Genomic DNA, 13549 nt, shown 5'->3' with positions numbered 1-13549 from the left:
TTCGGGTGACGGGATACAGCAGATCACTCATCGGTTTGGCGATAGCGCTTGCCGGGCTGGCCGGATACGTCGACGCGATCGGCTTCATCGTTCTCAGCGGACAGTTCGTATCGTTCATGAGCGGCAATATGACTCAGATGAGTGTCTCGATCGCCGACGGCTTGTGGGCCGCCGCCCGAGTGCCCGCGGCCGTGATTGTGCTCTTCCTGCTCGGTATCGCGCTCGGCACGGTGATCACGTATGTCACGGAACGCTATTCGGTTCGGACACGCAAGGTCACCGTGCTATCGGTGGTGACCGCATTGTTGGTACTGGGGGCGATACTGGGTAGCTTCGACATCGTTCCCGGCGCGGTCACTGCAATGGCTTTGTCCATGGGCGCGGTCAATTCGGTGTTCCAGCGTGACGGCGAGGTAACCATCGGCGTCACTTACATGACGGGTGCCCTGGTGAAAATGGGCCAACGTTTGACGGGCGCATTCCTGGGCGGCCCGCGGTGGGCGTGGCTGCAACACTTCGGAATGTGTGCGGGTCTGATCGGCGGTGCCGTCCTGGGAGCGCTTGCACATCGGTGGATCGGCACTCACGCCCTCTGGCCGGCAGCGGGAACTGCTGCCGCCCTGACGGCTGTGGCATGGCGCGTGACGCCCCTACGCGGAAACAGATCCTCGGTTTCCTGACACTCCGACGCGCAGTGCCCCACACGCTTCGTGCATCGCATCTCTTCCGGTGTGGCCAACTCCGACGGCATTGACGTTATGAATTGCCCAGGTTTGATGTGATTCGGAGCGCGATCGCCGGTTTCAGGTGAGTGACAACACATTGAACGTAACCCTAAGTTACATATACTTGTTTTCAGCAAAGTGTTTCCGCTCGAGTCCGAACGAGGTGCGCATCATGGGTGTCGTAGTCATATCGCTGCTCGTCGCCGCTGTGCTGACAGCACTGGCCACCAGTGACGGTGCAGGTCTGGACTTCGGGAGTCGGCAGTTGAACCGCCGGATGAGGGTTCGCTAGCCGCTACTCGAGTGCTCGCCGCAGTACATCCGCCGACGGCTTGTCGTAGGCAACGAGAATGACGTTGTCCACAGCGGTATGCGCTGAGTGAATCGCCGTAACTGCCTGTCTTGCAGCGTCTTCCTTGGGCCAGCCGTAGACGCCCGAAGAGATCAGCGGGAAGGCGACGGTCTGGGCGCCAAGGGAATCGGCCACGGCCAGACTTCGCGTGTATGCCGACCGAAGCTGCGCCGACCGATCTTGTGAACGCGAGTATCGCGGACCGACGGTGTGGATCACGTTGCGTGCTTTCATCTTTCCTGCTGTGGTGGCTACGGCTGAGCCCACCGGCAGGCCGTCGGGCAGGCTGGAGGCGCGCAGAGCTTTGCATTCTTCGAGGATTTCCGGGCCACCGGCGCGGTGAATGGCGCCGTCGACGCCCCCGCCGCCGAGGAGAGCGGTGTTGGCGGCGTTGACTATTGCGTCGACGTCCAGGGTGGTGATGTCACCTTCGACGACGGAGATTGTCGGCATTGCTTCTCCTGTGGTGTTGAGTGCGAGACGAATCAAGTCGGTCGAGGTGTACCCCGGCCATCCGTGCATGATGCGGCGCCACCGCTCCGGTATCGCCGACGCTCCCCAGCGGGCACCGAGTAGGCCGCCGGCGATTGCAGCAGTCGTGTCGGTGTCGCCGCCGGCTCGGACCGCGGCTTCGAGCGCGTGCTGCAGATGTTCGGTGTTGCTGCTGTCGGTGGAAGTTATTGCCCACCATGCCGTCTGGAGTGCGTGAACCACCCAGCCGTTCTTGGAGAAGTCTCGCGGGCTGCCATATTCGGCCTGGTCGAGCAGTGGTCCCCAATAATCGACCACCCCCTGATCGGCGACGGTCAGGTAGTCGCGGACGCCGTCGAAGTCTCCGTGGATCACTGCGTGGCGGATGGCATGGGTCCATATCTGACAGGCTTGGCCGGCCTGCGGATCGTCATGCGTGAGTGCGCCGATCTTCCACGCGGCATCGACAGCACCTTTGGGGTCGTCAAGGTAAGCCAGCGCAACTGGCGCGGTGCGCATAAGCGAACCGTTGCCGCCCTTGAGTCCGCTGACCGCCTTCGCACGAGTCGCCATATCCGCTGCGTTGGGAGAGCGGGCGGAGAGTACGGCCCGGGTCTGATTGCCGATATCTTCGGGTTTCGAGTCGTACCACCGAATGAACTGTGCTGCAACGGCATCCAGGCCCTCGGTGCTGGCAAGATCGATCCCGGTTGCGGCGACTTCGGCGATGGCTACGGCCATCGAGGTATCGTCCGTCCACTCACCCGGCGCCCACTTGAACGGACCGCCGCCGATCATGTCGATGACAACCTCGGCCTTCGGATACGTGAACTCGTATCCGGCGCCCAGTGCGTCGCCGGCTGCCGTGCCGAGCAGTACCCCTGCCGCGCGATCGGCCTGTAGTGCGTTCAGCCTCACATCAACCCCTTTGCTCAACTTTGCGCTAAACATAGATCATGATTGAGCTAATATGCAACAGTGAATGAATGGACAGACGCGAGTGGCAAATCGTTAACCGACTACCCGCGGCCGTCGGTCGCCGTCGACGTCGCCGTTCTGACCTATTCGGACGCTGCCCTCAAAGTGCTTGTAGTCGAGCATCGGCTGGGCAAGTTCGCTTTGCCCGGCACCTTTCTCCATGAGCGCGAAGTGCTCACTGCCGCAGCAGATCGGGCCCTGCACTCCAAAGCGGGAATGGTAGATGCGGAGTTCCATCAACTGGCAATTCTCGACAACCCGAATCGCGACGACAGGGGATGGGTCTTATCGGTTGCGCACGCTGCCGCGCTGCCGGAAAGTGACATGCCGGTTGACGCGATCCTCCTCGATGCCTACGGTGCCCTGGACCTGGCTTTCGACCACACCGAGATAGTCGGATTGGCAGTTGCCGACCTCCGAAGCCGGTTTGCCCAAGCCGTCGATCCGGCCGGTCTCCTCGGCGACACTTTCACCGTCCCCCAACTGCGGCAACTCTACGAGGTGGTGTTTGATCGTGAGTTGCAGAAGGACAGCTTCCGGCGTCATGTTGTCGACGCGCTGGTCAGTACCGGGGAATACGTGAGGGCTACTACGGGCAGACCGGCTGAGATGTATCGGCGCAGCCCCGGCGCGACTCTCCCGCCGCAAGCCTTGGTTTTCCTCACCGGGTAGATTCGCGCATTCGGCCGTGACAACTACCCCGGAATGGGTACTGTCCGAATTATGGATGACCGCGACATCGAGGCGAAGATCCGGACGGTTGTGTGGGGGACGGGAAACGTCGGCCGTGCCTCGATTCGGGCCGTCGCCGCCAATCCGGCGCTCGAACTCTGCGCAGTCGTAGTCGCAAATCCCGACAAGGTCGGCCGAGATGCGGGAGACCTCGCGCAACTCGGCTACCGGTTGGGTGTGGTTGCCACCGATGATGCCGACGCCGTTCTTGCCACTGTTCCGGACGCCGTTGTCTACGCAGCTTCGGGTGAGATCCGGCCGGACGATGCCACCGCGGACATCATGCGCGCGCTACACGGCGGCGCTGTCGTGGTGACGCCCTCGGTCTACGCCCTGTACGACCACCGTTCGGCGCCGCCCGAAGTGCGGGATCCCGTCCTGGCCGCAGCCAAGGCCGGCGGCGGCGCGCTGTTCGTCTCCGGCGTCGATCCTGGGTGGGGAAACGACATTCTGCCGGTGATGATCACGGGCCTGTCCGGAACTATCGACCAGATTCGGTGTCAGGAGATTTTCGACTACACGACGTACGACCAGCCGGATTCGGTGCGCTACCTCGTCGGTATGGGTCAGCCGATGGAGTACGACCCGCCCATGGTTGCATCAGGTGTCCCAACGATGGTGTGGGGAGGACAGATTCGGCTCATCGCACGTGCGTTGGGCGTCGAACTCGACGGCATCAGTGAGACCCTGCTGCGCCGGGCTCTCGACGAGACGGTGACCACCGAGCACATGGGTGATTTTTCCGCCGGAACCCAGGGCGGTGTGCGATTCGAAGTTCAGGGAATTGTCGACGGCAAACCGTTGATCGTCATCGAACACGTCACCCGGATTCACCCGTCGTGTGCTCCTGACTGGCCGTGTCCTCCGGGCGATGGGGACGGGGTGCACAAGGTCATCATCGAAGGCCGCCCACGAATTGAGATCAACGTCGAGGCCACCGACGAGGGTGGAAATCGCGCGGCCGGTGGAAATGCCACTGCTGTAGGGCGTCTCGTCAATGCGATCCCGTGGTTGCGGGCCGCCGAACCTGGCTTGTACGACGCGCTCGACGTCCCACTCACCCCAGGCGTCGGCAAACTCGGCGCCGATACCTGGAGGACCGAATATGAACATCGACATCCCTGAGGGCAAGAATCCGATCGGCTACGTGTGGGGTGAGATGGTTCCGGGCATCGGTCCCGCCGCAGCCGCGTTCTCCCAAAAGGTGTATTCCGACACCACTCTCGGTCTGCGAGAGTTCGAGGCCGCTCGGCTGCGTATCGCTCAGATCAACGGTTGTATCTTCTGCCAGGATTGGCGAACCGAACGTGACGGTGCAACTGTCGAATCTGATTTTGCGCAGTCCGTCACCGACTGGCGAACCACCGATGCTTTTGACGACAGGACACGGCTGGCCGCCGAATACGCCGAACGGTACGCACTCGATCATCACGGACTGGACGACGAGTTCTGGGAACGCATGACTGCCCACTACTCTCAGGCCGAAATCGTGGAACTGAGTATGTGCCTCGGATCGTGGTTGGCCTTCGGCCGGCTCAACCACGTCCTCGGCCTCGACACGCAGTGCGTGCTGCCCGGCAGCTGATTCAGCTACCGAGTTTTGTCAGATCCGGGTAGTTCGACACTTCCCAACCGCCGTCGACCACCAGTGATGTTCCGGTGATGTAGGTGGCGTCGTCACTTGCGAGATATAGGCAGGGAGCGGCAATTTCCTCGGGAGTTGCCGCTCGGGCCATGGGGATTCGATCCAGGAACATGTCACGCGCGGGTTCGTACCCCATCACCGGCGCGACCAGTGGGGTGTCGACCAGACCGGGGAGAACCGCGTTGACACGGATTCCCGACGCCGCGAGTTCGATCGCGGCATTCTTGCTGAACATCTCGACACCGGCTTTGCCGGTGGCGTATGCACTTCCGTACGGGCTCGGAATATGGGCGTTGAGTGAGGAGACATTGACGATCGCTCCACCCCTTCCGTGCTCACGGATATGGCGCGCTTCGTGTTTGGTGCAGAGGAACACACCCTTCTGCACCAAATCGATGGTGAAGTCCCAATCCGCTTCGTCGAGATCGACGATCTGGCCCACCCTCGATGCTCCGGCGACGTTGAACGCGATGTCGATCCCACCGAATTCCGCTGCCGCAGCGGCAATGGCCTCGGCGACATCGGACTCCTTGGTCACATCGGCCGGTGCGGCGAGGAAGGAACCGTCGTGTTGGGCCGCGATCTCCTTCAGTGCGCCCTCGGAGATATCGATGCCTGCGACGCGCGCACCTTCGCTGATGAGGCGCAGTGCAATCGCCGCGCCGATCCCCGAGGCTGCGCCGGTGACGACTGCGGTCTTGCCGGCAAATCTGGACATGTTAATGGGCACCTGCTTTCAAGAATTTTCCGGTTCGGCGGTTGCCGAGGACCGGTGCTGCTTCACCCTCGCCGAATACGTACTCGCCGCCGACGAATACGGCGGTTACGGTCTCGTCGTTACGATTGACCATGCGAGAGAGGTTGTCGTACTCCACAACCGGACTCTCGGCGTAAGCCTCGAGCGAATCGTCGAGATGAGCGGGATCGATAACGACAAGGTCGGCGCGGTCACCCAATCGAAGGTGCCCCGCATCGACGTCGTACCACTCGGCAAGTTCGCCGGTGAGACGATGTACTGCTGCCTCGACCGTCATGAAGGGCCGGCCGATCTTCTGGGCGTCGTACACGCGGCGAAGTAGTCGTAGGCCGAAGTTGTAGAATGCCATATTGCGCAAATGTGCTCCGGCGTCCGAGAATCCGAGTTGTACGCCGTTGTCCTGAGCGAACTTGTCCAGTATCTCGGGGCGGTGGTTGGAAATGGTTGTGCGCCAACGAACCTTGGATCCGTGCTCGAGCACCAGATCCAGGAACGCGTCGACCGGGTGGATGCTGCCACGCTCGACGCCGACCTGGCCGAAGGTCTTACCCACCAAAGAATCGTCTGGGCAGGAAACGATTTCGGCATCGAAGAAGTCGCGGTGCCACACCTTGACGCCGAACTTCTGGTCGTAGTCCTTGCGGAATTGTCGACGGTATTCCTCGCTCTGCATCAGAACGTTGCGTTCCATCTCGTCGGTCAGATGCAGTGCCGCAGCCCCGGATCCGAACTCCTCGAAGACAACCAGATCGATTCCGTCGGCATACACCTCGAAGGGCACAGGCAGATGCTGCCAGCGCAGGTCACCGCCGAGTCGATTGACCAGATGCGCCAGCGGTCCGAGAATTGCCACGGCAAACTTGTTCGACTTGATGTCTGCTGCCGAGAGCATGCTCGTTTTGAGTCGCTTACGCCAGAGACCCACGCTGGTGAATGCCATGGCACCGGTGCTCACTGGATTGGTGGGGTCTGGTCCGGCCTGAAATACCCGTCCCCGGCGACGCAGGATCGCGTTGAGTCGGCGTCGTTCCTTCGTGGTTGCATACGTCGACGGCAAGGTACGTGAGCGGCAGGTTTCGCCGTCAAGTTTGTCGAACAGCAGTTGCTGGCCGGACATTCCGACAAAACCAGCGTCAAGTGCCTCGGTCAAATGCGCTTCCATCGACGCGAGTTCGGCATCACTGGGATGCACGTCCTTCCGCGTTGCACGGTCCAACCCCATCTCAGCGGCTCGCATATCGGAGTGCCCGATGAAGGCTGCCACATTGGGGCCCAACGGAAGTGACTCGAGTGCGGCGATGTACTCGCGCGCGGAGTTCCAGGTCTTGGCCCTCGTGAGTGCTTCGACGACGTGTTTGCGTGGGATTGCTTCGACGCGTCCGAAGAGATCGCCTGCATCGGACGGGCTGGCGTGAATGGTAGATAGGGAACACGATCCGACAAAGATCGACGTGACCCCGTGCCGCAGGGATTCGCTCAGCGCCGGCCCTTCCAGGATCTCGACGTCGTAGTGCGTGTGAATGTCGACGATTCCCGGGATCACCCACTTTCGCCGGGCGTCGATGACTCGGGGGCAATCGGTTTCGTCGAGGGGGTCGAGCGAGATAGCGGTGACTCGCCCGTCCCGGATTCCCAGGTTGCGGATTGCCGGTTTGGCTCCGGTGCCGTCGAACCACAATCCGTTGTTGATCACGGCGTCGTAGGTCATGCGATAACCACCTTTGCGCGTATGGTTTTTCCGGTTGCGTTGCGGGGCAGAGGAGTTGTGCTCAGTTGCCACTTCACCGGCACCTTGAAGTAAGCGAGTCGTTCGGCGACATAGCTGCGTAGTTCCTCTTCCGTCGCGGCGCCTTCGTCACGCAGAACGACGACGGCAGCAACTTCCTGGCCCAGGTCTGTCGAATCAACGCCGATCACGGCGCATTCGAGCACAGCGGGATGCTCGTCGAGGCACTGTTCGATCTCGAGGGGATAGATGTTTTCGCCGCCGCGCAGGATCAGGTCGGATCTGCGCCCGGTGAGTCGAAGGCGACCGTCTTCGAGAATTCCGAAGTCGCCGGTCCTGAGCCAGCGGTCGGGGGCGATGGCAGCCGCAGTGGCCGCCTCGTCGTTCCAATATCCCAACATCACATAGGGACTACGCGCACAGATTTCACCTTCCTCGCCATCTGGGACCGCAACACCGAAGGGGTCGCGAACCTCCACGCTCACACCGATGATCGGGCGGCCGAGAGTTCCGGGAAATGCAGCGAGTTCCGGGGGCGTCGCAACCGAAATTCCGGTCGAGGATTCGGTGAGTCCGTAACTGTCCACCAGAGCGTGCTGCGCAAAAGGCAGTTGTGCCCGTAGACGTTCCTGCAAGGCCGGAGACGACGGCGCTGAAGCCAATGCAAATGCGCTCAGTGACGTCAGGTCGTACTTCTCGAGATTGCCGTGTTCGAGCAGACGGCTTGCCATGGTGGGGACGACAGCCCAGTTGGTGACTTTCTCGCGCTGGACGAGAGAGAGAACTTCGTCGACGTCGAAGGCGCCCTGATGAATGACCACGGCGCCGCCCGTGGCCAGTCGAGGGACCGCCAGATTGTGCAGGCTTGCGATGTGGAACAGCGGCGCGGTCAACAGATAACGCAAGTCGCTCGGTCGTCCGTCGGTGGGTTGCCCGGTGAAGGCCGCAGCGAGACGGTCGCTGTAGCGGTGGTAATCGATGACTGCCAACACGTTTCGGTGGGTGTGAACGGCCCCCTTGGGGCGTCCGCTGGTTCCACTCGTGTACAGGATGACGGCCGGATCGTCCTCGTCGACCGTGGTACGGGGAAGCGGTGATCCGGAGAACTTCTCGATCAGGGCCGGCAAATCCTCTTCCATGGTGAGCACCGGAATATCGGTGCCCAACCCGGAAAGAATGTGCGCGCGCTTGGCATCGGCGATCACCACGGTAGGTGTGGTGTGTTCGATGCCGTACTTCACCTCACGTGCCACCCACCACGAGTTGAAACCGACGGCGATGGCTCCGAGCGCCTGGGCTGCCCAGAATGTGATCACCCATTCCGGTGTGTTGGCGGCAAGAATGCCCACACGATCGCCCTTGCCGACGCCGTACTGTTCGCGCAGCGCAGTGGCTAGAGCGGCAACGGCCGCACCATGTTCGAGGTAGCTGAAGCGTCGGTCCTTGGTCACCAGGTAGTCGCGTGAACCGTAGTCGACAGACGCTGCGAGTACGTCTCCCAGCGACTTGTCACGGTTCTTCATGACGGGCATCGAACTACCGAGAACGTCTTCGACGCCCATTTCGAAAGGTCCACCGGGGCCGGTCAGGCCTGCCATGACGGACGCGATGTATGCCTGTGTATCAGCGGGAGTGGTCACGTGAAGCACCTTTCGAGAATTAGGGTACGAGCACTGCGCGTCCGGTGACCTTGCCGTGCTCGAGACGGTCGAGTGCGTCGCGGGCATCAGCGAGGTCGAAGCGGGCCACTTCTACCGTTACCAGACCGGCCTGCGCCAGGGCGATGGAATCGACGAGGTCGTTTCTGGTGCCGCCATACGACTTCCGGACCGATGCACCCCACGGCCAGCCAGGTCCGCCGGCAGCCTCTGCGGTGATTCCGGGGTTTCCACCACCGAGGCCGACCATGCGGTAGGCGCCGTTGGGCGCAACGGATTCGACAGACATCTGCGCCGTGGCATCAATACCGACGAAGTCGAAGATGACTTCTGCGCCTCGGGCCGACGTGAGGTCCAGGATCTGTCGCGCGGTGTCCGGTCCCGACTCGAGCGTGATGTCGGCGCCGCAACGTTTGGCGAGATCGAGTTGATCCTGTCCGACATCGACGGCGATGACGCGCACGGCACTGATTGCGCGAAGTATTTGTACTGCAACGTGACCGAGTCCGCCGACTCCGATTACCACGGCGGTGGCGCCGGGCTGCAGATGCTCACGAGCGCCACGGATGGCGTGGTAGCTGGTCAGCGCTGCGTCGGCGAGTGGTGCGGCCTGGAGAAAGTCGAGATCTCCGATGGGGACAAAGGAGCGGGCCGGGATTTTCACGTACTCGGCCATGCCGCCTTCGGGACCGAGCCCGGGACAGGGAGGCATTGCGGTTCGTCCGGCAGCGAGGCACATGTTCTCGTTGCCGCTCATGCATTCTCGGCACTGTCCACAGGACCAGCACAGGTAGACGACGCCACGCTCTCCGACGGAACGGCCGTCGACGCCACTCCCGACGGCTTCGATCGTTCCGGCAATTTCGTGGCCGATTGTCAGCGGTTCTTCGCGCATCTTGTACGGAAAGTGCAGCAGGTGCAGGTCGGAGTGGCAGATTCCCGCTGCGCCCACCCGAATCAGCAGTTCCGACGGACCGATCTCGGGGATCGGCACGTCGTTGATCTCGAGGAGACCAGGCCCCATGAGCTGAGCTGCCTTCATGAACTGACCTCGCTGATCTCGGAGTTGTACGCAGCGCTCAGGTAGGCGTTGCTGCGGTCGGACCCGATCAGGCCCGGTGCCATTTTGTTCATGACGTACGCGAAGGTCATCCGACGGTCCAGATCGTTGACGAGCATCGAGCCGCCGATGCCGGCCCACCAGCACGCGCGTCCGCCCGGAACGAGTGGTGCGGTATCCGGGTGCGGCAGTCCGTAGCCGATACCGAACTTGAGGGGAGTCATGATCCCGAGGTCGATGCCATCGGCTTGGACTTCGAAGATCAAGTCGATAGTGCTCTGCGAGAGCAACTTCTGGCCGTCGAGTTCACCGCCACACGAAATCAGAGATTGAACTCGTGCAATCGAACGTGCGTTTCCGTGGCCGTTGACCCCGCCGATTTCGGCTTCGCGCCAGGGTGCGGTATTGACCTCGGGGTAGTCGAGCAAGGGGCAGGTCAGGGTCTTGATGAAGATGCTGTCCTGGTCGAGCGTGGACAGATCGAATTCCAGCGCCGGCGGCGGAACAAGAGTTGCGATTCGGCCGAAATGCTCTGCGGACGTGCCGATGTGGAAGTCGGCGCCCAGCGGGCCGGCAAGCTCTTCGGCAAAGAACCTGCCGAGGGTCCGCCCGTCGATGCGTCGGATGACTTCGCTGATCAGATGTCCGTAGTTGATCGCGTGATAGCCCGACGCCGTACCTGGCGTCCACCACGGAGACTGGGTGGCGAGGCGGGCGGTAGACGTCTCGAGGTCGTAGATGTCCTTCAGTTCGATTGGGCGCTCCCAGCCCGAGACCCCCGACGTGTGCGACAGCAGGTGACGAACTTCGATGTCTTCCTTGCCGTTTGCCGCAAACTCGGGCCAGTAGTGGGCGACCTTCTGGTAGACGTCCAGTTGTCCGCGTTCGACAAGAAGCAATGCGGACAGTGCTGCCATGGTCTTGGTGATGGAGAAGGTGTTCACGATGGTGTCGGAACCCCAGGGAGTGGTGCGGGATTCGTCGGTGTATCCACCCCAGATGTCCACGACGGACTCTCCGTCGACGGTGATGGCGATGGAGCCGCCCAGTTCCTCACCGGACGCCAGTTGCGCTTCGAAGGCGTTGTAGACGGCCTCGAACTCGCTGTTGCAGTGACCATTTACCAGGCTCATGCGCGATCCGCCTTCTCGAGCTCGTGCGCTGCGGCACGCGGCGCGACGGGGAGCTTGTTCCCCGAAGCCTCGGCGCGCTTGGTGCCCTTGGCGATTTCCTTGTTCATGTTGCGGACGTAGGGATCGAACTCGAGCTGAATGGTGTGGCGCGGAGACTTGTAATAGGGGGCGAGGAAGTACGCCTCGTCGGCCTTGGTGATCTCCTGCATTTCGCTGGGGGTTGGCAGTTGGTATTTACCGGTCAGGTAGGCCGCGACGAGCTTGCTCTGCTGTTCGGCGAAGTTGACGAGTGTCGGCATGGGCTGAGCCAGTCCCATGAAGAAGAGGTTGTCGATTCCGGGCTTCATCATTCGCTTGAAGAGCGGGAATCGATTGTCTTTGTCCGGCAGCAGATTCGGATCGCTGAAGAAGGGGAAGCTGATGTTGTAGCCGGTGGCGCAGATGACTACGTCGACGTCCTCAGCAGTGCCGTCCGCGAAATGAACCTGCTTGCCATCGAGTTTGGTGATCGCCGGCTTGAAGGTGATGTCGCCGGACCCGGCACGTCCCAGGAACTCGCCACTGGCCGACGGATGGGCCTCGAAGGGGCGGTGGTCTGGCTTGGGCAGTCCGTAGCCCTCCATGGTTCCCAGGTTCTTTCCGAGGAATCGGCGACTCAGGAACAGGCGCAGACCCCGAGGCATCCAGGGCGGGGTGATCAGTTTGTCTCCCGGCACTCCGCCCAGGTATTTCGGCAACACCCACACGCCGCGGCGCGCCGAGACGATGAGTTTGTCAGCGAGGTATCGCTGCCCCAGTTCGGACGCAATGTCCAAGCCGGAGTTGCCCATTCCGACCACGACAACCTTCTTGCCGCGCATGTCGATCGGATCGAACGGGTCGTTGTAGCTGTGACTGTGCATCAGGACGCCGTCGAACTCGCCCGGGTAGTCCGGGATGTTGGGGTCCCAGTGGTGGCCGTTGCAGACCATCAGTACGTCATAGGTGCGGACTTCGCCGTCTGAGCGCGTAATGGTCCAGAGTCCGTCTGCATCACGTTCTGCTGCAACAACACTGGTGTTGAAGATGATCGACTCGCGCAGGCCGAAATGTTCGACGTAGTCCTTGAAGTACTGGAAAAGTTCGGAGTGGTGCGGGAAATCGGGTAGGTCTGCGGAGACGGGAAAGTCCTCGAATGCCAATCGCCACTTGGAGGTGTCGATGTGCAGGCTCTGGTAGCAGGCCGACATGCCGTTGGGGTTCTTGTAGTACCAGTTTCCGCCGACCTCGTCGGATGCTTCGTAGCAGTCGAAGGGTATTCCGAATTCCTTCATTCGCTTGGCCGTCGTGATTCCGGTCGGTCCGGCGCCGATGATGCAGACTCTCGGCAAATTCGTGGGGCTCATACGCCATCGCTTTCTGTTCTGATCCGGGCATCGAGACGAAGAGTCGAAGCCCGGAAAGTGACTTGAGTCATAGTGCATCATTGGCTGACGTGGTGTCAATGAGTGACGCAATGTTGCTCGATGACGATGAGTCGGCGATTTGCCAGAGAGCGCAAAGTGAACGAAGGTAGTTGATGTGAGCACGGCAACGGATGGTCGAAAAGGCAAGCGGGGCACCCTGCGGGACGAGCAGAAGCGCGCGACGCGGGCCAAACTCGTGGACGCTGCCCGCATTTTGTTCGAAGAACGCGGGTACGCGGCAGTAACGGTCGACGACATCGCCTCGGCCGTCGGATGCAGTAGAGCCACGTTTTACGTGCATTTCCCCAGCAAGGTGGCGATGCTGAAGACCATCGGGGAAGCCGGTATGGCCGCCAGCGCGTTCACTTTCTACATTGATCTCGACCGTGTGCTCGACACACATTCGCGCGCGGAATTCACTGCGTGGTTGGAGCGCGCGTTCGACTGGTTCGATGAGAACAAGAGGCTGCTGCCGGCATGGGACGAGGCGGTAGCACTCGAGCCGGAATTCCGGATCACTGCGCGTGACGGGATGACACAGCTGCCGAATGCGATGCCGAAATATCTCGAGCGGTGGCCGTCCGATCAGCGCGACGAGGCTCGGCTGCGCGTCGAACTGCTGGTCAGCCAACTCGAGCGCTTCTTCACCCGCTGGGCGGTTCAGGGAACCATCGACGTGACCCGGGTTCAGGCAGCGGAGGTCCTGACCGATATCTGGTTCCCGGCGTTGTTACCGGGATCGACGAGCCGCGACGAGCAGTAGACGAGCAGTAGTGGCCTGTCGCTAGTTCGGGTCGATCTCCACTCTGATTGTGCCGGTGAGAAGTTCTCCGGCTGGGCTCGGCGCTTCTCGGCCTGGATCGGATT

Annotated in this window: 12 protein-coding genes and 1 pseudogene; 5 read left to right on the top strand and 8 right to left on the bottom strand. The window is 61.6% G+C overall.

What is annotated here, in order from left to right:
• The first annotated feature begins 5 nt into the window (after positions 1-5).
• Positions 6-680, top strand: a complete 675-nt coding sequence (locus RG2_RS22865) for a YoaK family protein (protein WP_033233740.1) — start codon at positions 6-8, stop codon at positions 678-680.
• Between the two features lie 340 nt (positions 681-1020).
• Here RG2_RS22865 and RG2_RS32420 read toward each other — a convergent pair whose 3' ends face one another.
• Both RG2_RS32420 and RG2_RS32415 read right to left on the bottom strand, forming a co-directional pair.
• Positions 1021-1530: an O-acetyl-ADP-ribose deacetylase gene (locus RG2_RS32420; RefSeq protein ID WP_230590107.1), complete on the bottom strand. Its 510-nt coding sequence runs from the start codon at positions 1528-1530 to the stop codon at positions 1021-1023.
• 84 nt (positions 1531-1614) lie between these two features.
• Positions 1615-2499, bottom strand: a pseudogene (locus tag RG2_RS32415) (ADP-ribosylglycohydrolase family protein); the annotation flags it as partial.
• A gap of 27 nt (positions 2500-2526) precedes the next feature.
• Here RG2_RS32415 and RG2_RS22855 point away from each other — a divergent pair.
• The 3 genes from RG2_RS22855 to RG2_RS22845 are packed head-to-tail and all read left to right on the top strand — an operon-like array spanning position 2527 to position 4843.
• On the top strand, positions 2527-3198 hold the full coding sequence (locus tag RG2_RS22855) for an NUDIX hydrolase (protein ID WP_033233738.1): 672 nt from the start codon (positions 2527-2529) through the stop codon (positions 3196-3198).
• Between the two features lie 51 nt (positions 3199-3249).
• Positions 3250-4383, top strand: a complete 1134-nt coding sequence (locus RG2_RS22850; protein ID WP_051730426.1) for an NAD(P)H-dependent amine dehydrogenase family protein — start codon at positions 3250-3252, stop codon at positions 4381-4383.
• On the top strand, positions 4364-4843 hold the full coding sequence (locus RG2_RS22845; protein WP_033233737.1) for a carboxymuconolactone decarboxylase family protein: 480 nt from the start codon (positions 4364-4366) through the stop codon (positions 4841-4843). Before RG2_RS22850 ends, RG2_RS22845 begins: the two co-directional genes overlap by 20 nt.
• A gap of 1 nt (position 4844) precedes the next feature.
• Here the strand turns inward: RG2_RS22845 and RG2_RS22840 are convergent, their stop codons facing one another.
• From RG2_RS22840 to RG2_RS22815, 6 genes are all read right to left on the bottom strand, one after another.
• Complete coding sequence (locus tag RG2_RS22840) at positions 4845-5621, bottom strand: SDR family NAD(P)-dependent oxidoreductase (protein WP_033233736.1); 777 nt, start codon at positions 5619-5621, stop codon at positions 4845-4847.
• 1 nt (position 5622) lies between these two features.
• On the bottom strand, positions 5623-7368 hold the full coding sequence (locus tag RG2_RS22835) for an N-acyl-D-amino-acid deacylase family protein (RefSeq protein WP_033233735.1): 1746 nt from the start codon (positions 7366-7368) through the stop codon (positions 5623-5625).
• Entirely contained in the window at positions 7365-8984 is a 1620-nt protein-coding gene (gene casG, locus RG2_RS22830; RefSeq protein ID WP_371851336.1) for a steroid-24-oyl-CoA synthetase, read from the bottom strand. Before casG ends, RG2_RS22835 begins: the two co-directional genes overlap by 4 nt.
• Positions 8985-9045: 61 nt before the next feature.
• Positions 9046-10086, bottom strand: a complete 1041-nt coding sequence (locus RG2_RS22825; RefSeq protein ID WP_033233733.1) for an NAD(P)-dependent alcohol dehydrogenase — start codon at positions 10084-10086, stop codon at positions 9046-9048.
• Positions 10083-11237, bottom strand: coding sequence for an EstA family serine hydrolase (locus RG2_RS22820; protein WP_033233732.1), 1155 nt, complete (start codon positions 11235-11237; stop codon positions 10083-10085). Before RG2_RS22820 ends, RG2_RS22825 begins: the two co-directional genes overlap by 4 nt.
• Positions 11234-12622, bottom strand: coding sequence for a flavin-containing monooxygenase (locus RG2_RS22815; RefSeq protein WP_033233731.1), 1389 nt, complete (start codon positions 12620-12622; stop codon positions 11234-11236). The genes RG2_RS22820 and RG2_RS22815 overlap by 4 nt, the downstream gene beginning before the upstream one ends.
• A gap of 175 nt (positions 12623-12797) precedes the next feature.
• Here RG2_RS22815 and RG2_RS22810 point away from each other — a divergent pair, with 175 nt between their 5' ends.
• Positions 12798-13445, top strand: coding sequence for a TetR/AcrR family transcriptional regulator (locus tag RG2_RS22810; protein WP_033233730.1), 648 nt, complete (start codon positions 12798-12800; stop codon positions 13443-13445).
• Positions 13446-13549 lie beyond the last annotated feature (104 nt).

It is taken from the genome of Rhodococcus globerulus NBRC 14531, assembly GCF_001894805.1.
In the GTDB taxonomy this organism is placed as follows: domain Bacteria; phylum Actinomycetota; class Actinomycetes; order Mycobacteriales; family Mycobacteriaceae; genus Rhodococcus_F; species Rhodococcus_F globerula.
This window is presented reverse-complemented; position numbering and strand designations above follow the sequence as displayed.

Excerpts from the sequence above, each read along its gene's own strand:
- RG2_RS32420 (WP_230590107.1), bottom strand. The coding sequence starts at position 1,530 with ATGCCGACAATCTCCGTCGTCGAAGGTGACATCACCACCCTGGACGTC.
- RG2_RS22850 (WP_051730426.1), top strand. The coding sequence starts at position 3,250 with ATGGATGACCGCGACATCGAGGCGAAGATCCGGACGGTTGTGTGGGGG.
- RG2_RS22845 (WP_033233737.1), top strand. The coding sequence starts at position 4,364 with ATGAACATCGACATCCCTGAGGGCAAGAATCCGATCGGCTACGTGTGG.
- RG2_RS22840 (WP_033233736.1), bottom strand. The coding sequence starts at position 5,621 with ATGTCCAGATTTGCCGGCAAGACCGCAGTCGTCACCGGCGCAGCCTCG.
- RG2_RS22835 (WP_033233735.1), bottom strand. The coding sequence starts at position 7,368 with ATGACCTACGACGCCGTGATCAACAACGGATTGTGGTTCGACGGCACC.
- casG (WP_371851336.1), bottom strand. The coding sequence starts at position 8,984 with ATGGCAGGCCTGACCGGCCCCGGTGGACCTTTCGAAATGGGCGTCGAA.
- RG2_RS22825 (WP_033233733.1), bottom strand. The coding sequence starts at position 10,086 with ATGAAGGCAGCTCAGCTCATGGGGCCTGGTCTCCTCGAGATCAACGAC.
- RG2_RS22820 (WP_033233732.1), bottom strand. The coding sequence starts at position 11,237 with ATGAGCCTGGTAAATGGTCACTGCAACAGCGAGTTCGAGGCCGTCTAC.
- RG2_RS22815 (WP_033233731.1), bottom strand. The coding sequence starts at position 12,622 with ATGAGCCCCACGAATTTGCCGAGAGTCTGCATCATCGGCGCCGGACCG.